The organism is Bacillus mycoides, from assembly GCF_000832605.1.
GTDB lineage: Bacteria > Bacillota > Bacilli > Bacillales > Bacillaceae_G > Bacillus_A > Bacillus_A mycoides.
The window spans coordinates 1,418,629-1,440,890 of sequence record NZ_CP009692.1 but is presented as its reverse complement, the minus strand read 5'-3'; the positions used below and the strand labels follow the sequence as shown (position 1 = coordinate 1,440,890).

23 protein-coding genes and 1 other annotated feature are annotated in these 22,262 nt (G+C 34.2%); of the genes, 5 read left to right on the top strand and 18 right to left on the bottom strand.

Annotated elements, in window-relative coordinates; all coding sequences use genetic code 11:
- The first annotated feature begins 51 nt into the window (after positions 1–51).
- Both BG05_RS09365 and BG05_RS09360 read left to right on the top strand, forming a co-directional pair.
- Positions 52–555 carry a DinB family protein gene (locus BG05_RS09365; protein ID WP_003191662.1) on the top strand — a complete coding sequence of 168 codons (504 nt, stop codon included), beginning with the start codon at positions 52–54 and terminating at the stop codon, positions 553–555.
- A 134-nt stretch (positions 556–689) separates the two neighbouring features.
- Positions 690–1,022 carry a YfjL-like protein gene (locus BG05_RS09360; RefSeq protein ID WP_003191665.1) on the top strand — a complete coding sequence of 111 codons (333 nt, stop codon included), beginning with the start codon at positions 690–692 and terminating at the stop codon, positions 1,020–1,022.
- A gap of 62 nt (positions 1,023–1,084) precedes the next feature.
- Here BG05_RS09360 and BG05_RS09355 read toward each other — a convergent pair whose 3' ends face one another.
- From BG05_RS09355 to BG05_RS09330, 7 genes are all read right to left on the bottom strand, one after another.
- Positions 1,085–1,780 carry an ABC transporter permease gene (locus BG05_RS09355; protein ID WP_002129315.1) on the bottom strand — a complete coding sequence of 232 codons (696 nt, stop codon included), beginning with the start codon at positions 1,778–1,780 and terminating at the stop codon, positions 1,085–1,087.
- A gap of 24 nt (positions 1,781–1,804) precedes the next feature.
- On the bottom strand, positions 1,805–2,674 hold the full coding sequence (locus tag BG05_RS09350; protein ID WP_002034267.1) for a DUF4097 family beta strand repeat-containing protein: 870 nt from the start codon (positions 2,672–2,674) through the stop codon (positions 1,805–1,807).
- A 40-nt stretch (positions 2,675–2,714) separates the two neighbouring features.
- Positions 2,715–3,419, bottom strand: coding sequence for an ABC transporter permease (locus BG05_RS09345; protein WP_003191669.1), 705 nt, complete (start codon positions 3,417–3,419; stop codon positions 2,715–2,717).
- A 34-nt stretch (positions 3,420–3,453) separates the two neighbouring features.
- Entirely contained in the window at positions 3,454–3,612 is a 159-nt protein-coding gene (locus BG05_RS30905) for a hypothetical protein (protein ID WP_162181133.1), read from the bottom strand.
- A gap of 27 nt (positions 3,613–3,639) precedes the next feature.
- Positions 3,640–4,563: an ABC transporter ATP-binding protein gene (locus BG05_RS09340; protein ID WP_003191672.1), complete on the bottom strand. Its 924-nt coding sequence runs from the start codon at positions 4,561–4,563 to the stop codon at positions 3,640–3,642.
- 126 nt (positions 4,564–4,689) lie between these two features.
- A complete protein-coding gene (locus BG05_RS09335) occupies positions 4,690–5,625 on the bottom strand; it encodes a HAMP domain-containing histidine kinase (protein ID WP_002034262.1) in 936 nt (311 codons plus the stop codon).
- A gap of 1 nt (position 5,626) precedes the next feature.
- Complete coding sequence (locus BG05_RS09330) at positions 5,627–6,319, bottom strand: response regulator transcription factor (RefSeq protein WP_002088884.1); 693 nt, start codon at positions 6,317–6,319, stop codon at positions 5,627–5,629.
- Between the two features lie 170 nt (positions 6,320–6,489).
- On the opposite strand from BG05_RS09330, the gene BG05_RS31030 reads away from it, so the two are divergent.
- Together BG05_RS31030 and BG05_RS09320 are read left to right on the top strand one after the other, a co-directional pair.
- Positions 6,490–6,663, top strand: coding sequence for a hypothetical protein (locus BG05_RS31030; RefSeq protein ID WP_002015431.1), 174 nt, complete (start codon positions 6,490–6,492; stop codon positions 6,661–6,663).
- A complete protein-coding gene (locus tag BG05_RS09320) occupies positions 6,664–6,858 on the top strand; it encodes a YwbE family protein (RefSeq protein WP_001014315.1) in 195 nt (64 codons plus the stop codon).
- Between the two features lie 43 nt (positions 6,859–6,901).
- Here the strand turns inward: BG05_RS09320 and BG05_RS09315 are convergent, their stop codons facing one another.
- Entirely contained in the window at positions 6,902–8,101 is a 1,200-nt protein-coding gene (locus BG05_RS09315; protein WP_002129320.1) for a class I SAM-dependent rRNA methyltransferase, read from the bottom strand.
- A 248-nt stretch (positions 8,102–8,349) separates the two neighbouring features.
- Between BG05_RS09315 and isdG the strand changes: the two genes are divergently transcribed.
- The gene (isdG, locus tag BG05_RS09310; RefSeq protein WP_002143312.1) at positions 8,350–8,673 is read left to right on the top strand and encodes a heme oxygenase; all 324 of its coding nucleotides are present in this window, start codon (positions 8,350–8,352) and stop codon (positions 8,671–8,673) included.
- 69 nt (positions 8,674–8,742) lie between these two features.
- Here isdG and srtB read toward each other — a convergent pair whose 3' ends face one another.
- The 10 genes from srtB to BG05_RS09260 form a co-directional block, all read right to left on the bottom strand.
- Complete coding sequence (gene srtB, locus BG05_RS09305) at positions 8,743–9,507, bottom strand: class B sortase (RefSeq protein ID WP_002129321.1); 765 nt, start codon at positions 9,505–9,507, stop codon at positions 8,743–8,745.
- A gap of 31 nt (positions 9,508–9,538) precedes the next feature.
- Complete coding sequence (locus BG05_RS09300) at positions 9,539–10,309, bottom strand: ABC transporter ATP-binding protein (RefSeq protein WP_033731383.1); 771 nt, start codon at positions 10,307–10,309, stop codon at positions 9,539–9,541.
- The gene (locus BG05_RS09295; RefSeq protein WP_003191683.1) at positions 10,299–11,282 is read right to left on the bottom strand and encodes a FecCD family ABC transporter permease; all 984 of its coding nucleotides are present in this window, start codon (positions 11,280–11,282) and stop codon (positions 10,299–10,301) included. Before BG05_RS09295 ends, BG05_RS09300 begins: the two co-directional genes overlap by 11 nt.
- 27 nt (positions 11,283–11,309) lie before the next feature.
- On the bottom strand, positions 11,310–12,185 hold the full coding sequence (gene isdE, locus BG05_RS09290) for a heme ABC transporter substrate-binding protein IsdE (protein WP_003191685.1): 876 nt from the start codon (positions 12,183–12,185) through the stop codon (positions 11,310–11,312).
- 75 nt (positions 12,186–12,260) lie between these two features.
- A complete protein-coding gene (locus BG05_RS09285) occupies positions 12,261–15,491 on the bottom strand; it encodes an NEAT domain-containing protein (protein ID WP_033734278.1) in 3,231 nt (1,076 codons plus the stop codon).
- Between the two features lie 32 nt (positions 15,492–15,523).
- Complete coding sequence (locus tag BG05_RS09280; protein ID WP_002167601.1) at positions 15,524–15,982, bottom strand: NEAT domain-containing protein; 459 nt, start codon at positions 15,980–15,982, stop codon at positions 15,524–15,526.
- A 23-nt stretch (positions 15,983–16,005) separates the two neighbouring features.
- Complete coding sequence (isdC, locus tag BG05_RS09275) at positions 16,006–16,740, bottom strand: heme uptake protein IsdC (RefSeq protein ID WP_002184863.1); 735 nt, start codon at positions 16,738–16,740, stop codon at positions 16,006–16,008.
- Between the two features lie 460 nt (positions 16,741–17,200).
- Complete coding sequence (brnQ6, locus tag BG05_RS09270; RefSeq protein WP_002088895.1) at positions 17,201–18,526, bottom strand: branched-chain amino acid transport system II carrier protein BrnQ6; 1,326 nt, start codon at positions 18,524–18,526, stop codon at positions 17,201–17,203.
- Between the two features lie 113 nt (positions 18,527–18,639).
- Positions 18,640–18,890 (bottom strand) — a binding site (T-box leader).
- A gap of 107 nt (positions 18,891–18,997) precedes the next feature.
- Entirely contained in the window at positions 18,998–19,687 is a 690-nt protein-coding gene (locus BG05_RS09265) for a 23S rRNA pseudouridine(2604) synthase RluF (RefSeq protein WP_003191693.1), read from the bottom strand.
- A gap of 196 nt (positions 19,688–19,883) precedes the next feature.
- Positions 19,884–22,244: an endonuclease MutS2 gene (locus BG05_RS09260; protein ID WP_002129331.1), complete on the bottom strand. Its 2,361-nt coding sequence runs from the start codon at positions 22,242–22,244 to the stop codon at positions 19,884–19,886.
- Between the last annotated feature and the right edge of the window lie 18 nt (positions 22,245–22,262).

Here is a 22,262-nt window from a genome sequence, read left to right as displayed (position 1 = left end):
ATATTATCTCTCACGAATTTAATATACGAGCGAAAAACAGGAGGGATAACTATGTACCAAACTATTGAAGATTTTTTAACATCATGGACATACGAGGCTGAGTCTACTCAGAAGATGCTCGATGCATTAACCGATGAATCTTTATCACAAGAAATTGCACCTGGGCACTGGACTTTAGGGAGAGTCGCTTGGCATATCGTTACAGCACTTCCTATTATGCTATCAGGGACAGGACTTAAGTTTGAAGGAGAAACGAAAGATTATCCTGTACCAACTTCAGCAAAAACAATTGCAGATGGATATCGCAATGTGAATGCAGCTTTTGTTGAAACGCTTCAAAGTGAATGGACTGATAAAGACTTAGCTACTATTAATGACTTCTTTGGTCGCCCTATGCCGAATTCTATATTTTTAATGACACTCATTAATCATCAAAATCACCACCGCGGGCAGATGACTGTTTTAATGCGTCAAGCTGGATTAAAAGTCCCTGGCGTATACGGTCCTTCCAAAGAAGAATGGGCTGCTACTGGAATGGAAGCTCCCCAAATGTAACGACAGAAAAAGACAAGGTGTTTATGCACCTTGTCTTTTTCTGTAACTTGTTTCATGTGAAACTATTTTCTACTAAATGGTATTTTATGAGAAAATACGTTAAGATAAATTCATATTAATTGGAGGGAACTAAATTGAATACAAAAAACAAAAAAATAACAATAAGAACTCTCTTACTAACTTCTATCATTGGAGTTATCGGTGTATCTCTTTATTTCACAAGTTATGGTACCCCTTGGGGAAAACAAACAGCAATTGCTGAATCAAAAGAGTATATTACAAAATACTTTAATCTAGATGCAAAAGTCAAAAATACTTCTTACGATTCTAAAATAGATAGCTATGCAATCTCCTTTGAAACAAATGAAGATGGAGAGTTTACTATCGAATATAAAGGTCCAAATAACTTTAACATTTCTCCAGGAGTTCAAGAATATTTAAGTAAACACTACAAATATACAGAGTAGTAATGAAGCATACATATACAAAAAAGAGTTGGTGTAACGCCAATTCTTTTTTCTTATTCTTGTCATACTGTTACATCTTCCTTCTCTATATTTTTAATTCCGTAATATGCAATCGCAAATCCAATTGCTGCCAATGCTAGTTGAAGGGGAAGAAAAGTTGCTGTAGGAAACGTTGGGTTGCTATTCATTGCAATTGATACAACGATAAGGGATGAAACAATTGTAGTTGGCACTGAACGTTTACGCATTCCGAAATATAATGGGATTAAACTCATTCCCGCAGTTGCAATGGCTAAAGGAACCAGTTTTATTCCTTCTTGCATCAATTGATCTACTGTAAATGGATTAGGAAGAATTGAAAAATAACTATCTATCCCAAAGAAAATTCCTACTACTAAAATGTTCGATAAAATAACTGTTATAAATGTTAATGTTGCTGTAATGGCCAACTTACTAACCATCATTTTCTTTCGGTTAATTGGATAAGAAAACATAAGTAGTATTGTTTTATTTTTATATTCACTAATTATTAACCTTGCGATTAACACACTACCAAAAATAATAAATGTTGCTCTTACTAATGTACTAACCGCTAACAAAATCATCTGCGGATCTCTTATTTCTGGATCTCCTTCTATTTGAGAAACGATGCTCATAGAGGTCAATAATGCCAGTATAGCGATATTTGCAATAATTACTCCCCTTACATACCATCCAAGCTTAAACTTCTTCATTTCTAGCTTCATAAGACGTAGCATGATAGTCCTCCTTTCATTTAAATTTTAATCGATATAAATTACCCCTGTTTCACTTAAAATCTCCACTTTGTTTTTTGCATCACCAATAGTTCCTTCTTTTATCTTTTCTGTATTTTTATCTTTCTTAAGTCCGTTTACATTCACCATTATGTCAGCCGAATTACTTTTAGCCGTAAGTTTCAATGAAGCCGGAACACCTTTATACCTTACGCCAATATCTCCTGATTTTGTTTCTACAAATAATGATTTTCCTTCTTTCATATCTTTCAGTAATACTTCCCCAGATGTTGAAGTGATGTTCATATTTGAGTTACTTACATTTGTTATATAGTTATCACCAGTCGTAGACTTTATATTTAACTCTTGTACTGAACTATCTTTTAGAACTAACTCTCCACTTTGCGATATGAATTCACCTTTCTCTGCGGATAGTCCTACAATCATTTCATCTCCAGACTTGCTTTTTGTGACGATATGTTTCACTGCTATATCGCTTATTTTCACATCACCAGATTTATTATTTAATACAATTTTATCTATTTCTTTCTTCGGAATAAATATAGAAATGATATTCTTCTTCCTAAACGTAAAACCATTAACGAATCCGTTCATCTTCTGTTCTTGCTTAATCATCATTTTATTTCCGTCATTTTCTATTTTAACGGGATCTATCTCTTTATCTAATCGTTGACCTTGAGCGGAAATTACTATTTTATTAGAGTCTGTACTTTTAAATTCAATATCCCAGTTTTCATTGTCCACTTCTATTTCTTTTATATTATTTATCTCAAAAGAATTTTCTTTCTTAAAATCTTTCCTATGAAATGTCTTAAAACCAAAAACCATACTAGCAATTGTAATCAATAAAATTGCAATTACTATTATTTTTTTCACTATTCATACCCCAGTTCGTTATTGTTTTAAGCTTGCTTTACTACGCCACATCAATCTTGTCGATTTTACGATACGAAAGATAACTAATGAAAATTCCTAATAAACAAAACACCATTGGGATAGCTATGAAATTAAACATACTTACTTGACCGTTTCCAGTACCAACGTTACCGTTAATTATCATCGCGATTATTACTGCAGAAGTAATCGTTGTCGGTGCCGATTTCTTTCTCATACCAAAAAATAAAGGAATTAAACTTATACCAGATATCATAAATGCATTTATAAAAGTAGCCGGAACAGTAGATATTATTTCGCCCATCGTAACAGGTGTTTCAAGTAGGCCCATCATTGGATTCATACAGAATAGAAGCAAACTAATAATGAAAGTAACGATAATCGTGCTCACAAAGCAAAAACTAAAAACAATTGCTAATTTCGCTCCCATTACCACTTTTCTTTGCAGTGGGTACATAAACAATAATTGCATTGTTTTATTCTTGTACTCATCAATTACTAAACGTGATAAAATGACCGAACTAAAAATAATGAATGTTATCCTAATAATAAGATTTGCTAAAATCATATATTTTGTGAAGTCAGTGATTGTCGCGTCTCCTTCACCTTTCATTCCCAATGCCATAAGGCTCACCGCAGCAAAAATTGCTATAATGCAAATGGCTACCCCTTTAAAGTAACTAGATAATTTATGTTTCTTCCATTCAAGTTTCATTAATTTAAACATATAAACCACGCCTCCATTACTGACATAACTTCCTCTATGCTACTAACATTCTAATTCCAGCCGTAACTACGCTTACTATCCCTATCACTAGTAAAATTAAACTCCACTTTCGTTCTGGCTTTTTATAATATAAAATTCCACTTATGAGCATTACGATAAATCCCGCTATAAGGTTCACTATTAATGCATTCATCATCATATCCCCCTCGCTGAAATTACATTAAGCGTGAATGCCTTCCCCATCCATTACATTTAAGAAATACTCCTCTAAAGAGCTATGTTTCTTATTAATACTTTCAATTTCTACATCGTTCATAATAAGTGCTTTTGAAATGGCTTGCTGAGACGCTACCGTATCATACACACGAATCATATTTCCGCTCATTATTTTGTAATTTTTTATACCGAGTTTATCTTCTAAAATATAAGCTGCACGCTTCACATCAGGAACAGTGATTTCAATGTACTCTGTTTGTTTCCCATTAATACTCTTCATTGAAACTTCTTTTATTAGTTTTCCGTTTTGAATCACACCAATTGTATCTGCCATTTGTTCCATCTCGCCTAAAATATGACTAGAAACTAATAAAGTAATTCCATATTCCTTACACAGCATTTTAAATAAGTCTCTTAATTCTTTAATACCAATTGGATCTAAACCATTAATCGGTTCATCTAAAATGAGTAGTTCTGGCTTTGTCATGATCGCCCTTGCAATACCAAGTCGTTGCTTCATCCCTAATGAAAAATCTTTTACTTTTTTATCATCTATACCGTGCAGTTTTACTAAATTTAAAGCATGATCAATTGCGTTTTTATCGTAATATCCCATATATTCACAATGTAATTCTAAGTTTTCCTTCGCCGTTAATTTATCATAAAAGATTGGATATTCAATAATTGTCCCCATTCTTTTTAATACTTCATAAGATGTGTCTGTTAACTTCTCACCGAAAATTTCAATATCACCGCTCGTCGGTTTTATTAAATTTGTAATCATTTTCATAATCGTTGTTTTACCTGCACCATTCGGCCCTAAGAAACCGTATATCTCTCCTTTTTTCACATGCATGTTAACGCTAGAAATAACTTCTTTCCCTTTAAACACTTTCGTTAACTGATTCGTTTTTAATATATATGTCATGTCACTGTCTCCTTTCGCACTACTTTATATTTCTATAATAGACAACGGAAATCTCTTTTTTCTTACCCGTTCCTTACAAATTCCTTACGCTGAAAAAAAAGCTTGTAGAATCTACTTCTCTACAAGCTAAAACAGCATCTTTGTTAATACAACTGTAAAAATTGTTTTTTCATACGGCTTACTAGAAAGATGTATTTCTCCGTCCATCGCTTCCACAAGCCTTTTCGTAATCGTTAACCCTAAACCGCTTCCTTGGTACAATCTATTTCTGGAATCTTCAAGCGTGTACATACGCTCAAACACTTTATCAATATGAGATTCATCAATTCCTTTTCCTGTATCCCATACATCTATATACACACTCGTTTCATCATCTCTTAACGTCATACCAAGTGTCTTTCCATCGTCACCATATGTAATCGCATTTGATATTAAATTATTCAATACTCTACCTAATACTTCTACATTTCCAAGTGCATATATATTTCTTTCTGGTATATCAATATGAACTTGAAACCCTTTCGTCGTCACTAAATCATAAAAAGATAAAATCTTCTCGCGACAAACTTCATTCATATTTACTTTTGTCATCTCGATTGCTTTGTCACCGGATTCTAATTTTGCTAAATCAAAAAACTTATGAATCAGTTCCATCACTTCTAGTGTTTTTACATGCACCTTTTCGAGTAATATTTGCTGCTCTTCCTCATTTATCGTTTTATCCTTATTTAACATTTCGGTATATCCAAGAATAACTGTTAGTGGTGTTTTCAAATCATGTGAAATATTTGAAAGCATTTTTCTCATCGAAATTTCCACTTTCGCATGATCTGCATTCGTTTTCTGTTTTGCATCTAATAAATGATTAATCGCCACTAATAACTTTTGCAATTCTAGATCATCTGTCATAATTAATAGCTTCTCACCAGTTTGTTCTTTTACAATTCGATTTAACTTCTCATACGTGTAGCGTAAATTCCTACTACTATTTTTTCTAATTTTATATTGCACGTAAATAACGATAAGCAATATAATAATCACCACTGTTAAAAATACAACCATACTACATCACTTCCAACTTATAGCCGATGCCCCATAATGTTTTAATATATTCTGGATTAGATGGATCACTTTCAATTTTCTCACGTAATCTTCTCATATGAACATTAATAACATTATCATCACCATAATATTCTTCATTCCAAACAAGCGTATATATTTGTGCTTTCGTAAAAACACGATTTTGATTCTTCACGAATAGCTTTAAAATCTCAAATTCTTTTAAAGTAAGTTTAAGCTGTCTTCCCTTTTTCTCCACAGTAAAATTAATTGGGTCAATTATTAAATCACCAATCTGAATGGCCTCATCTTTTGATTCCACAGCCGAATACTTTGTAGATCTCCGAATACCCGCTTTTACACGTGCAGCTAGTTCAATCATAGAAAACGGCTTACAAATGTAATCATCTGCTCCAAGTCCTAATCCAACAGCTTTATCAACATCTGTATCTTTCGCTGACATCATTAAAATCGGAACGGCACTTTTTTCTCGAATGATTCGCACAACCTCTAAGCCGTCTAACTTTGGCATCATAATATCGAGGATAATCAAATCAAATGAACCTTTTAAAAATGCGTTAACTCCTTCTTCTCCATCAGATGCGATTGTAACTTGAAAACCTTCTTTTACTAAATATGTTTCAACCATCTCTTGAATTGAGATGTCATCTTCAACTAATAAAATATGATGTGACATATTTCTATCCCCTTTTTTAACAAACATTAACAATTTAATTGTATCGTAACGAATGAATGCTGGAAAGAATTATATGAATTTTCAAACCAACTTCCCTTCCTTCCTTAACAATGATATGATGAAATTCACTACGATTGTTCATAATTAACTTTATATAAAGGAGACTTATCATGTCAGAAAACAAAAAAGTAAGCTTAGCTGATTTAATGCGCGAACAACTTGCGAAGAAAAAGCAAGGAAATGGAAACGGCTCAAATAATGGAAGTCAAAGTCAAGAAACGAAAAAATTACAAAACCAACAAACGAAGAAAACAAACAACCAACGTAGACGTACAGGTGTATAAATGAACGGGCAAAAACGATCTAACATTTCATCAGGTCTTGAAGTCGATATTGTATTAAAACAAGATCAACGTACAGGTAAGCTAACAAGAGGAATTGTAAAAGATATTTTAACGAACTCACCTTCACATCCGCACGGCATTAAAGTAAGATTGCAAGACGGACAGGTTGGCAGAGTACAAAATATTATTCAATAAGAAAAGGAGCTCATTTAAACTTGAGCTCCTTTTCTTATTTTCATTAACCTTTAATTTTTTCGATGAAAACTACTTTTAAATAGTCTCCCTCTTTAAATTGATCAATTGTACGGAAATCTTCTGGTAAAGAATGTTCTTCTAATATTTTATATTTACCGTTCATTTCTTTAAATGCTGTATCGATAAAGCCATTAAACTTTTTCATATCGAATGCGCTACAATTTGTAGAAGCAACGATAATACCGTTATTTTCTGTAATGGCAATTGTTTCTTTTAATAAGTTTTTATAATCTTTCGCCGCACTGAACGTATATTTTTTCGAGCGTGCAAAGCTTGGGGGATCAAGTACAACCATATCAAATTTCATCTTTTTCTTAGCTGCATATTTGAAATACAGAAATACATCTTCTACAATAATATCTTGTGCTTCATAATCAATTTCATTTACACTAAACTGCTCAATCGTTTTACTTAAACTACGATTTGCAAGGTCCACACTTGTTGTTTTACTTGCACCGCCAAGCGCTGCAAATACAGAGAAAGCCCCAGTATAAGAGAACATATTTAAAACTGTTCTTCCTTTTGCATATTTATCACGAATTTGTTTTCGAACGTTACGCTGATCTAAAAACACACCAACCATCGCCCCGTCATTTAAATATACAGCAAAGTTTACACCGTTCTCTTTTACGATAAGTGGGAACTCACCGCGCTCTCCTGCGACAAAATCATCACCTTCAATGTATTTCCCTTTCGTATCAAAACGCTTTTTCTCATAAATGCCTTTAAAGTTCGCTACTTTTTGAAGTGCTGCTATAATCTCATCGCGGAAAGTATAAACCCCTTCACTATACCAACTTATTACGTAATAGCCGTCATAATAATCGATGATTAAACCACCAAGGCCATCGCCCTCACCATTCAGGGCACGGAATGCTGTTGTATCATTTGATTTATAAAAATGTTTTCGTTTATGTAAAGCAGATTTGATTTTACTTTCAAAGAAAGATTGATTCACTTCCTCCTTCTCTTTTCTCGTTAAAATCCAACCATACCCTTTATTTTGTTTTCCATAATAGCCTTTTCCAATGAATTGGTTCTTCTCATCTACTACATTGATGATTGTTCCTTCTTCACGTACATCATTTAAATTTTGAATTGCATCTTTTAAAATAAGTGGATATCCACTTTTAATTTCTTTTATAAACTTCGGCTTTATTTTTATAGTTACTTCAGATCGCATGTAATGTCTTCCTTTCCATTTGAATGCTTTCTAATTAGTAGGAAGCAATGTAAAAAACGAGGCTGAAAAAAAGCCTCGTTTCACTATACCATATTATTGCTTTGCTAGTACAACTAGCTCATCCTCTCACATAACCGAAAAAAAATTATATATTTCATTATTACTATTGACAATGATAATGATTTTCATTATCATTTAATGTATATGAGTTCTTGAAAATAAAGGCTACATTTATAGGAGGAATAAACATGATTATTGTTACAAATACAACTAAAATTACAAAGGGAAATGGCCATAAATTAATTGAGCGTTTTAATAAAGTAGGTAAAGTCGAAACAATGTCAGGATTTTTAGGATTAGAAGTTCTTTTAACGCACAATACAGTTGATTATGATGAAGTAACAATTAGCACTCGCTGGAATGCAAAAGAAGATTTCCAAGGTTGGACAAAGAGCTCAGCATTTAAAGATGCTCACTCACATCAAGGCGGGATGCCAGACTATATTCTTGATAATAAAATTGCTTACTATGATGTAAAAGTTGTACGTATGCCAATGGCTGCAGCACAGTAAGCATATTTCTTTTTTAAAGTATAGAATATGAAGAGTGTTACCACTTCTCATATTCTATACTTTTTTTATTTAATGTCTTTTTACTAGTTTCGCATGTACTACTAATCTTCCCGCTTCTGGATCAAGTGCATAGTCACACGTCGAGAGTGTTACGATTTGATCACTTTCTGTCACTTTTGTATCCGTTTTGTACAGCGATTTTTCTTGAATTTTCTCCAAAAATGATGTGTATTCCGTATCACTACTAAAATCCGTTTCAATGTAATAAAAATCAGTTGTTGTTGTATACACCGAAAACACTTCAAGATCATATCCTTCAAATAATGTATCGTAATATAATTTACGATGCGACATGAAGAAATCTTCATCCAACATTTTCTTTAAACTTCCAAACATAGAACCATCTTTCATACGGTGACCATATAAAATAGTATTTCGATTTTGAGATTTCACATCATTACGATAGTCCATAAAAATGCTTCCTGCTCTCATATCTTCACCTTTATAATTTCGAAATAAATAGTAATCATTGTCTTTTGCTTGAACGATTGGATAATTAATTTGTGTATCATCCATCGTAATCCATCCAACTATTTCTTGGTTAATTTGCTGCAGAACTTTGAACTGTTTACGTACTTCCCCGTCTTGTGATTGCTCTTCCATCGGACTTTTTTCATAAATGTTTTGTGCTTCGGCCATTACTTTACGATTTTCATAGTAATCCATGAAAATATCACCTAATTCATATACTGAATAGAAAAAGGTACCTAAAAAAACAACTGTAAGTATTCGTTGAAAAAAAGAATTCTTCTTCCTTTCTTTTTTGCTACTCAAATTATCACCTCAAAACGGATTGTTCGCATGTTTAAATACCCATTGGGACCATATACAATCCTGTATCTTCATCTTGCTTTACAACGACATCTACACCGTATATCGTCTTTATCATACTTTCTGTCACAACATCATTCGGCTTGCCTTTTGTAACAATTTCGCCGTCTTTCATAACAATGATATGATCACTATAGCGAATCGCCTGATTAATATCGTGTAATACCATAACGATTGTCAATCCTTGTGCTTCATTTAATTCTTTTACTAACTCTAATATTTCAAGTTGATAATAAATATCTAAATATGTTGTCGGTTCATCTAAAAAGAGCATTGGCGTCTTCTGAGCTAACGTCATGGCAATCCAAACACGCTGTCTTTCTCCACCAGATAAAGCATGAATTTCCTTATCACGTTTACTTAGCAAATTCGTACATGCTAAAGCCCTTTCTATTGCTTCTCTATCTTCATCAGTTTGCGAAGAAAATATATTTTTATGAGGCATACGGCCAAAGCTTGTTAATTTCTCTACCGTCATATCTGCCGGTGCTTCATTTTGTTGATGGACAACGGCTAACTTTCTAGCAAACTCTTTCGGTTTATATTGGCTAATTGCCTTCCCATCAAGTATTACCTCTCCACTACGAGGATTGTGATTTCTTGACATCACACCAAGTAATGTTGATTTCCCGCAACCGTTTGGTCCAATAATTGTTGTAATTTTACCAATCTCTATTTCACTACTAACCGACTTTAATCGATCCGTTACATTATCGTACGAAAAGGTTACATTTTTAATTTCCATGAACTTTATCACTCTTTCTAAGCAAGAATATTAAGAATGGGCCACCAATAACTGCCATAATCGTCGCTGCTGGAATTTCGTTAGGTGGCACAATTAACCTTCCAATCGTATCCGCCGTCAAAATTAATAACGCTCCTGCAAGAGCAGAAAATGGAATTAATACTTTATGATCCGAACCGACTAGTTGTCTTGAAATGTGCGGAACGAGTAATCCTACGAAAGCAATAACACCTGCAATCGCTGTTGATACTGCTGCTAAGAGTACTGCAATGGCAGAAATAATAAGACGAACTCTCGTCACGTGCAAGCCTAAGTTTTTTGCAGTCTTATCTTGTAGAGATAATAAGTTACACCAAGCTCCGACAAACAGTGCAAGAATAAGACCAATTGTTCCATAAGTAACCATTATTTCTACATCGCCCCACGTCTTCATCGTTATATTAGAAGTCGTCGTTTGCTTAATACTCTTAATGAAGTATCCACAAATCGTAATGAACGATTCATTTAATCCAGTGAACATCGCATTAATGGCAATACCAATTAAAATAATGCGAAGCGGACTTAATCCTGATTTCCATGAAAACGAATAAACGAGATAACACGCAAACGCACCACCTAGAAAGGCGAATACCGGCGTCCAGAAAAAGAATTGCGGGAATAGCGTAATAATAACAAGTGTCATAAAACTTGCTCCTGAAGATATCCCGATTACCCCAGCATCAGCAAGTGGATTTTTCATGACAGCTTGGAAGAGCACGCCCGAAACAGCAAGAGCTGCTCCAGTAAATAGTGCAATAATAATACGTGGGAAACGTAAATCTTTAATCACTTCAACATCTTCATTTGCCCCTGTAAATATTCCTTGTACAAGGTCAATAATACCTACTTCTAAACTACCTTTCGTCGCTGACAACAAAGTCATAATGATGAGTAATACAGTAACAATAAAGAAACTCCAAAATTTTTTATTCATGCTAATCTTCCTTTATATTAAAATGCATCACGGATACATCATTTTTTTCAATTCATCTAGCGCTTCAGTCGCTGCTAAATTTCCTGTCGTTCCAAATAAACGCTCTTCTAAATCGTAAACACGATTATTTTTAACTGCAGCGAAGTGTTTCCAAATATCATTTGTTTTAAATTCTTTATCAAACATTTTTACAACTTCATCAGGCATACCATGTGCCGCTCGTAAAATAATGTCTGGATCAGCTTTTTTTAAATACTCTGTATTAGAAGCTAAATACTCTACTTGTTCACCTTGTACAATGTTTTTACCACCTAATTGTTTCACTAAATCTCCAATATAAGAATGCTCTGTTGCTACTAAATAACTCCCCGGTACACCTAATAAAATAAGCACTGTCGGTTCTTTCTTTCCCTTTACTGCTTTTTGAATCTCTGCAACCTTGTTATCTAACTTAGTTACAGCTGCTTCAGCCTGCTTTTCACGTCCATATTGCTTACCTAAATTACTAATGGAATTTTGCATATTTTTTAAACTTGTTAGATCTAAAAAGTTTGCTTTCATACCTACACCATCAAAAACTGGCTTTAATTCATATTCAAGTGTTGTCACGGATAATACTTCTGACGGCTTTAATGATTTTACCTTTTCCATATCAGGACTCATCGGATTCCCAACTTCAGGTAAACCTTTATATCTCTTTGGTAAATCTTTAGTACTTGTTGGTACACCAATTAAATCTACTTCTAACGCATCCATAATTTCAGTAACAGCAACTGTCGTTGCGACAATCCTCTCTTTACCCTCACTCTTTACCTGCTTCGCTGTTTCTTTTTTGGGCGCCTGGCATCCAGCTATACTCACTAATAAAATGATAGCCATTAGTACACTTGCAATTTTCTTCACTCTTAATCACCACTCCTTTCCAAACAATATGAAACAAGTCTTGATGCATGCAAACATGCATCAAGACTCCAAAAATTACAATCTACCTGCTCTATATTTGCGAACTAGTAAAGCAAGTGAACCGAGCAGTAGCACCATGTATAAACCTAGTTGTGCTGTATCTGCCGTTTTTGAGTTTTTCTCTTTTTTTGGATCATTTTTTTGATCTTCTTTTTTCTTCTTATCATCTGCATTTCGGTTAAAATCAGGATTATCTACTTTTTTTACATTATCTACTTTCGGTGTAATCACTGGATTGTTCGGATCATTTTTCGGATCTTTTTTTGGATCCTCTTTAATTGTTCCTAACGCACCAATATTATTTGTATCAAATTGAATTTGGACATCGTAGAAATGATGGTAGTTCATCTCATCAATGTCTACTTTCACTTTTGCATTTAATTTTTTAAATAAATCTTCTACTTCAAATTGTACTACTCGCGTATTTGCATTTTTATCTTCACTTACTACTTTTGCATCAGCAAAAAGACTATTGCTTTCAGTTTGGAATTTCGTAATCCACGCACTATTTTTCAACGTCATTTCAATGTACTTTTTACCATCTTTTATGATCAATTTCGCTGGATTTACAGTATAGTCATGCATCTTCGAAAGCTCATCTGTCTTGTCTTTTAACACTTTAAATGTAATGTCATATTGACCATCTATTAAATTTTTTGGATCAATTATTACTCTCGGTTTGTTAGTTCCCTCTTTGTTATCATTTCCGCCTTGGTTATTATTTCCACCTTGGTTATCGTTTCCACCTTGGTTGTCGTTTCCGCCTTGGTTATCGTTTCCACCTTGGTTCCCTAAAGCTTTGATACTATCTTGATCAAATACAAATTGAACATCGTAGAAATGGTGATAATTCATTGAATCAATATCTACTTTTACTTTTGCATTTAATTTTTTAGACAAATCATTTACTTCTACTTCTACTACTCTTGTATTTTGCTCTTTATTTTCACTTAATACTTTTGCATTAACGAACGAGCCATTCTTCTCAAAATCAAACTTTGTAATCCATGTACTATTTGTTAATGTAAACGATACATATTTCTTACCATCTTTTACTTTCAATACACCTGGGCTTTTTGTGTATGTATTCATCATTGATATTTCATCTGTTTGATCTTTTAATACTTTAAAGCCAATGCTGTATTCACCGTCTTTAAGAGCGTTTGGATCAATTGTTGTATTATTGCCTTGGTTGTTGTTTCCACCTTGGTTGTCGTTTCCGCCTTGGTTGTTGTTTCCACCTTGGTTATCATTTCCGCCTTGGTTGTCGTTTCCGCCTTGGTTGTCGTTTCCGCCTTGGTTGTCGTTTCCACCTTGGTTGTCGTTTCCGCCTTGGTTGTTGTTTCCGCCTTGGTTGTTGTTTCCGCCTTGGTTATCATTTCCGCCTTGGTTATCTAACGGTTTAATGCTATCTTTATCAAATGCAAATTGAATATCATAGAAATGATGATAATTCATTGAATCGATGTCGACTTTTACTTTTGCGTTTAATTTTTTCGATAAATCTGCTACTTCCACTTCTACTACACGTGTATCAGCTTTCGTATCTTCACTTAATACATTCGCATCAACAAACGAACCATTTTTATCAAATTCAAACTTTGTAATCCAAGCGCTATTCGTTAACGTAAATGATACATACTTCTTACCATCTTTTACTTTTAACACACCTGGACTTTTTGTATATGTGTTCATCATTGATATTTCATCTGTTTGATCTTTTAATGTTTTAAAATTGATGCTGTATTCGCCATCTTTAATTGTTTCAGCATCTGGTTTTTCTACTTCTGGCTTCTCTACTTCCGGTTTCTCTACTTCTGGTTTCTCTACTTCTGGTTTCTCTACTTCTGGTTTTTCTACTTCTGGTTTCTCTTCATTTTTAATTTGTTCAAGCTTATCTTGTTCAAATAAAAGTTGCACATCATGTGTTTGCTTATAGTTTCTTGATGCCATTTCGATAAATACTTTTGTATTTAGTTTTTTAGATAAGTCGTTTACTTCAAACTCTACTACTCTTGTATCTTTTTCTTTATCTTCACTCACTACTTTTGCATCAACAAACGCACCATCTTTTTCCGTTTGGAAATTTTTAATTAATGAGCTACTTTTTAGTGTTACAATTGCTTTTTTCTTACCATTTTCTACTTTTAATACCCCTGGATTTACCATGTAAGTATTCATCTTAGATTCTTCATCTGTTTGATCTTTTAACACTTTAAACGGAACGCTGTACTCTCCATCTTTAATTGTTTCAGTATCTGGTTTTTCTACTTCCGGTTGTTTCTCTTCATTTTTAATTTGTTCAAGTTTATCCTGTTCAAATAAAAGTTGTACATTATGTGTTTGCTTGTAACCTTGTGATGCCACTTCAATAAATACTTTTGTATTTAGTTTTTTAGATAAATCGTCTACTTCAAACTCTACTACTCTTGTATCTTTTTCTTTATCTTCACTCACTACTTTTGCATCAGCAAATGCGCCATCTTTTTCCGTTTGGAAATTTTTAATTAATGAGCTATTTTTTAACGTTACAATTGCTTTTTTCTTACCGTTTTCTACTTTTAATACCCCTGGATTTACCATGTAAGTATTCATCTTAGATTCTTCATCTGTTTGATCTTTTAACACTTTAAATGGAATGCTGTACTCTCCATCTTTAATTGTGTTAGAATTTGGTTGTTGATCTGGATCAGGCTTTTGGTCGGGCTTCTGACTCGGATCCGGATTTTCATTTGGATCTGGCTTATTAGCTGGGTCCTCTTTTTCATTTGGTTGTTCTACATGAATCGGTGTAATACTATTTTGATCAAATGCAATACGTACATCATAGTCATGATGATAATTTAAAAAATCAATGTCTACTTTTACTTTCGCATTTAATACCTTCTCTACATCGTCCACATCAAATTCTACGACTCTTGTATCTTTTTCTTGATCTTCACTAATTACATTTGTCGCAACAAACTGACCACTTTTTTCGGTTTCAAACTTTGTAATCCATGAACTATGTTCTAACGTAAAGGATACTTTCTTTTTCCCATTCTTCACTTTTAAAGTTCCTGGACTTACAGAGTATTGATTCATCATAGATTCTTCATCTGATGTGTCTTTAAGAACTTTGAAACCGATTGAGTATTCACCGTCAGCTAGTTGACTAGCAGCTTGAACTGCAAGTGGTTGTAGCGTTGATACGAATGTGAAAATCGTTAGAAACATTGCAACAACAATTTTAAAATACCTGTTCAATAGAATGACTCTCCTTTTTTAAAAATTTCCAATTATTTAATGCTGTTCCCATCAAATACAAAACGAATATCATATGAAGCGTTATAATTAATAATTGGGATATTAATTTTCACCTTGCCATTTAGTTTTTTTGACAAGTCAGCAACTTCAAATTCTACAACTCTAGTATTCTCTTTTGTATTTTCACTTAACACAGTAGCTTCTACGAATTGACCATTTTTTTCTACTTGTAAACTTTTAATAGAAGTACTATCTTTCACTTTGAATGAAACATATTGTTTTCCATCTTTAACTGTTAATGTTGCCGGACTTTCAAAATAACTATTCATTCTAGATGATTCATCTTTATCGCCTTTCCATACAGTAAAAGCAATATTATATTTTCCATCAGCTAGTTGTGTAGCAGCTTTTGCATCTTGTAACCCTAGTGTTGCTATAAACGTAAATAAGACAGCAAATACGGCAATAATCATTTTAAATTGTTTAAACATATATTCATCGCCCTTCCAAAGATTTATTTACCTAACTTCACTTTACGAACTAAGAAAACACCTGAAATAAGAAGTAATGCTGCAAATAATCCGATACGTGCTTCATCACTTGTTTTTGGGTTATCTGTTTTTTCAGCTTTCCCACTTTCATTTGTTCCTTTATTTACATCTTTGTTTGTTTCTTTGCTTGTTTCTTTGTTTGTTTCTTTGCTCTCTTCTTTCTTCACTTCTTCTTTTACTTGTGTATTTTTTTGAGTTTGATCTTCATTTTTTGTTGCAGCAGTTTCCTTATTCTCTCCACCTACTGCTTTTACATTTGCATCAAACGCAAAGCGAATTGTGTAGTTATGGTCATAATTTACGTTCGGTACAACAACATGAATTTTTACAGCTGCTGGTTTAGATAAGTCGTCTATTTTAAACTCTACAGTTCTTTTATCTGCAGATTCATCTTTACTAACAACTTTTGCATCAACAAAGTTCCCGTTCTCTGGTGCTTTAAATTCTGTAATCCAAGCACTATGATTCATAGGAATTTGTACTCTCATCTCACCATTTTTTACAATTAACTTAGCTGGTTTTTCAAAATAATCATTTGCCATTGAAGCTGAATCATTTTCTGCTTTTTGTATGACATAGTTAATATCGTAAGTACCGTCAGCTACATTTGCCGAAGCTTGTCCGAATGGCACTACGAGAAAAGCTAGCATACATACGAATGTCATAATAAAAGCGGGTAATACCGAAAACTTTCTCATTTACCTTACTGCCTCCTTGTTTTTCTTTTTTGAAAATGATAATTATTCTCAATATATAAGAAAAAAAATAATCTTTCTATCTCTATTTTATAACGAGTAACACTATGTAGTTAGAAATATATTGATTATCATTCTCATTGATAGACAAAAAAATAATCCCACCAATTTTTCCTATAAGAATAAACATAAAACTCTTTCATCATTTTATTGATTATCATTCTCAACGAATTTCAAAAAAAATAAACCGCCTAATTCTATCGTTCTATCACCTCTTCTTACAAAAATGATATAGTCATAGAAAACCTCTTCCCTTCCAATATTTCCACAACTAAGTCAATCTTAGCCTACTGGTAATTTTTTTGTCAACTATATTACGTATAAAATTTTTAATATCTGAATTCTTCTATATATAATTTTTCTACAAAAAAAGAGGCTTTCTTTTAAAGAAAGCCTCTTTCCCTTATTTTTCTACAGCAATTTCTTGCTTTTGAAATAAAGAAACTACATATCCAATTGCAATTCCAATGATACCCGGAACTAACCAACCAATCCCTACACTATATAATGGAATTTCATCTAAAATAGGAGCAAGGGCCGCTACTTGAAGATTTGCATTATGCAATCCATCAAAGAAGCTAATTGCAAATGCGCCTACAATACCGCCTACATACATAGCTAATGGAAGACGAATATAGTTTTCAACAAGTGATAATACGATCAGTACGATACCAATTGGGTAAATTGCAATTAAGATTGGTAATGCTAATGCGTTTAACTGAGTTAAACCAAGATTTGCTACCATAAATGCTAATACAGAGAAAATGAAAATGACTTTTTGATAAGAAAGCTTTGGTAATAACGAAGAAAAATATTCTCCACAAGCTGCTACAATACCGACAGAAGTTGTTAAGCATGCTGCTGTAATTGCGATACCTAGTAATAATGTTCCGTAGCTACCAAATAAATGATTCACGACGTTTGTTAAAATAATTCCGCCGTTTGCTCCCATTCCAAGTGAAACACTTGAAGCTCCAAGGTAAGCAAGTGCTAAATAAACAAGAAGTAAGCCAAGTGCTGCAATAAATCCTGCAAAGATTGTTACTTTCGCAATACTGTTCTTATTTGTAATGCCTTTTGCTTTTAAAGCATTGATCACAACATTTCCGAAAACAAGTGCTGCAAGTCCATCTAAAGTTAAATATCCATCAATAAAACCTTTAAAGAGCGGGGCACTATACGCTTCTGTAGGGGCACCAAACTCTCCCATTGGAGTCATAATTGCTTTCGCTACAATAATTGCAATAACAGCTAATAAAATTGGAGTTAACACTTTACCAATGCGCCCCACTAATTTCGATGGGTTTAATGCTAAATAGAAAGTTACTGCAAAGAAAATAAATGTAAAGATAACAAGTGGATAGGATTGACCAGCTATCTCACTTGGTAAAAACGGTGCAACACTCATTTCATAAGCAACAGTCCCTGTACGTGGCACACTAACAAATACGCCTAAACATAAATAAATTGCAGTAATGAAAATTAGCGCGAATACAGGATGTACACGTCTTGCTAATTCATTAATATCTCCCTTTAGAGCTATAACAATAACTCCTAATAAAGGCAGTCCTACACCTGTTACGATAAAGCCAAATAACGCGATCCATACATCTGTTCCAGCACCTTGCCCTAACGCTGGTGGGAAAATCATATTACCGGCACCGAAAAACAGTGCAAATAACATTAAGCTTATTGCAAACATCTCAGAAAACTTTAAAGATGATTTCATTTCTACTACCTCCTAATTGTTTTATTGACAAAATATTCTGAATTAAAATCCGTCACATATCCTCTTTCAAGCATACTTCCCCGTAAAAGAACGCAAAAAACACCCGTCCCTAACAAAGGGACGAGTGTTGAAATCGTGGTTCCACCCTTATTCTAATAAAATGAATTTATAACGAAATAAGCTCATTTTATAGCTCGTGTAAATTGATAACGGTTTTATCCGCCAAGAATTACAATGCATCTGCAGTTCACTCTTGAAGTTTAGAGGTGGTAAGTTTGTCTTTCCGTATTAGGAAGCTCACAGCCTAAGGCTTCCCTCTCTGAAAATCGTCAAAAACAACTCATGTCCTCATCATTACTTTTATAAAATATGTTGTCGAAACTTGTTGTTTTTTATTATATGGGCTATTTTTTAAAAAATCAATAGTTTTATTTTTTCTGACAAAAAAATATAGGGAGAAAACTTTCCTCCCTATAACTGCCCTATTAATATTTCTAATTCCTTAGGTGTAATGTCTCGCCATTTTCCAGCTTCAAGCTCATTTAGCTCTATATTCATAATGCGCACTCGCTTTAGCTTTGTTACAGTAAATCCGAAAGCACGACTCATTCTACGAATTTGCCTGTTCATTCCTTGCGTTAAAACGATGCGGAATGTAGACTGATTAACTCTCGTCACTTTACATGGCTTCGTCATTCCATCTTTAATCTTTACACCGCTGGACATCTCATCAATAAACCAATCTGTAAACGGCTTATCAACAGTGACAACATATTCTTTCTCATGCTCATGATCACCGTGCAAAATTTGATTCGCAATCGCACCGTCATTCGTTAATAAGATGAGTCCTTCCGATGCTTTATCTAATCGTCCAACAGGAAAGATTCGTTCTGGATAATCGATATAATCAATAATATTATCTTCAATATGTTCGGCTGCTGTACAAGTAATTCCGACTGGTTTATGGAAGGCAATATACACCTTTTCTTTCTCTTCTTTTGCAATAACCTGTCCATCAATCGTTACAACATCACCATCACTCACGATTGCACCGTGCGTACATATTTCGCCGTTAATCGTCACGCGTCCCGCTTTAATGAGGCGGTCTGTTTCGCGTCTTGAGCAAGATTTTGCTTCGCTTATGTATTGGTTGATTTTCATGTTTTATTCCTTTTCTTATAGATTAAAAGCGTCAATCCATGGCAATATCATTATGCCAAGATTGACGCTCCTTTACTTCGCAAAAACAACTAAATAAATAACCCCAATTACCAAAAATATTCCGCAACAAGCTAACAATACTTTTGCAAGTTTGTCCATAAACATATAATGGTTTCCCCTTTTGTTTGGTTGTTTGCTATTTTAATTCGACAACTGTTACGCCTAGGCCTCCCTCGCCCATGTCACCGTAGCGGTAGGTTTTCACACCGCGATGTTTCTTCAAGTAATCTTGTACACCTTGGCGAAGCGCTCCTGTTCCTTTACCGTGAATAATTGATACACGAGGATAGCTTGCAAGCTGTGCATCATCTAAATATTTTTCAACGCGCATCATTGCATCTTCATAACGTTCGCCGCGAAGGTCTAGCTCTAACGACACGTGATAATCTCTACCCTTCACACTTGCGACTGCTTTTTTCTCAGTTTGCTTCGGTGTATTAATGTATTCCATATTGGATTCTTTCACTTTCATCTTCAGAATACCAATTTGTACGCTCCACTCTGTATCACTTACTTTTTCAAGCAATTGACCTTTTTGACCGAACGTTAACACTTTTACTTCATCACCTGATCGTAATTGTTGTTTCGGCGCTGTATTTTTCACATGTACTTTTTGTTTCTTCACAAGCTCTGGCGCTGCCCCTTCTAGACGGCTCTTCGCTTCAATAAGCTCATGGTCTTTCACATTTACAAGCTGTGCTTTACGCAATTGACGAAGTTCATGAATAATGCCTTCTGCTTCTTTCTTCGCAGCTTCGACTTTTTCTTCCCCTTCTTTTTGCGCTTTTAATAATTTTTCATCGCGCTCATCATTAAATTCAATAATTTGACGCTGTAATTCACGATGAAGTTTTTCAGATTGCTTACGATGCTCTTCCGCTTCTTTTCGTTCGCGCTCTGCATTTTTTTGGCTTTCTTCTAACTTTGCAATCATATTTTCGATTTTGTTCGTATCTGTACTAATATGGTTACGAGCGCGATCAATAACGCGATCAGACAAACCAAGACGCTTCGAAATTTCAAAGGCGTTACTACGTCCTGGTACACCGATTAATAATTTGTACGTTGGGCTTAATGTATTCACATCGAACTCAACGCTCGCATTAATAACTTGCTCACGATTGTATCCATATGCTTTTAATTCTGGGTAATGCGTCGTTGCAACAACGCGAGCACCACGGTTACATACTTCATCTAAAATAGAAATCGCTAGTGCAGCCCCTTCTTGCGGATCTGTCCCAGCACCTAATTCATCAAATAGGACTAAACTTTCAAAATCAGCTTTTTCTAAAATATCTACAATGTTTACCATATGAGAAGAGAATGTACTTAAATTTTGTTCAATCGATTGCTCATCACCGATATCAGCAAAGATGTTTTTAAATACACATATCTCTGATTCATCCATTACTGGAATATGAAGACCAGATTGCGCCATTAAGACACAAATACCGACTGTTTTCAGTGTAACTGTTTTACCACCTGTATTCGGTCCTGTAATAACGATTGTTGTAAAGTCTTTACCAAGCATAATGTTATTTGGCACGATAATTTCCGGATCAATAAGCGGATGGCGTGCTTGTTTTAAATCCATGTAGCGTTCATTATTTACGATTGGCTTCGTCGCTTTAATTCGCTTCGCATAAAGAGCTTTCGCAAAAATAAAATCAAGATTTGCAACTACTTCTACGTTTGATAAAACAATATCAGCTTCCACTGCCACTTCTTCCGTTAACATCATTAAAATGCGTTCTACTTCTTGTTTTTCTTTCACACGTGCTTCTTGAAGTGCGTTATTTAATTCCACGATTACTTGCGGTTCGATAAATAATGTTTGTCCAGAAGCAGATTGGTCGTGAACAATACCACCATATACGCCGCGGTATTCTTGTTTTACCGGGATTACGTAGCGTTCGTTACGAATCGTTACAATTGCATCTGATAACATTTTTTGCGCGTTTGAAGAACGCGTCATGTTTTCTAATTTCTCACGAATACGGCTTTCCGCAGTACGAATTTGATTACGAATACCACGCAATTTGTCACTTGCGCTATCGACTACTTCACCGCCGTCACCAATACAATTTGTAATCTTCTTTTCTAAATCATATAAAGACACAATTTGCGCGACATGTGTTTCTAAAATTGGAAGCTCAACACCGTTGTCAATCATATCGTCAATGAAACGTTTCATTTGGCGACTACCGTACATCGTACTTGCGATTTCAATTAATTCATAAGGACTTAACATACTTCCAATTTTCGCACGCTTAATATTTGAACGAATATCAGAAATCCCTCCAAGTGGTACATGTCCTTTTAAACGGATGACTTTCGCTGCCTCATCCGTTGTTTCTTGCAATTCCACAATTTCTTCAAAATCTGTGCTTGGCACTAAATTCTTCACTTTATCACGACCAAGTGAAGATGCTGTATGTTCAAGTAATTGTTCTTTTACTTTATTGTATTCTAATACACGCAACGTTCGTTCTAACATGTTGCAGGTCCCCCCTGT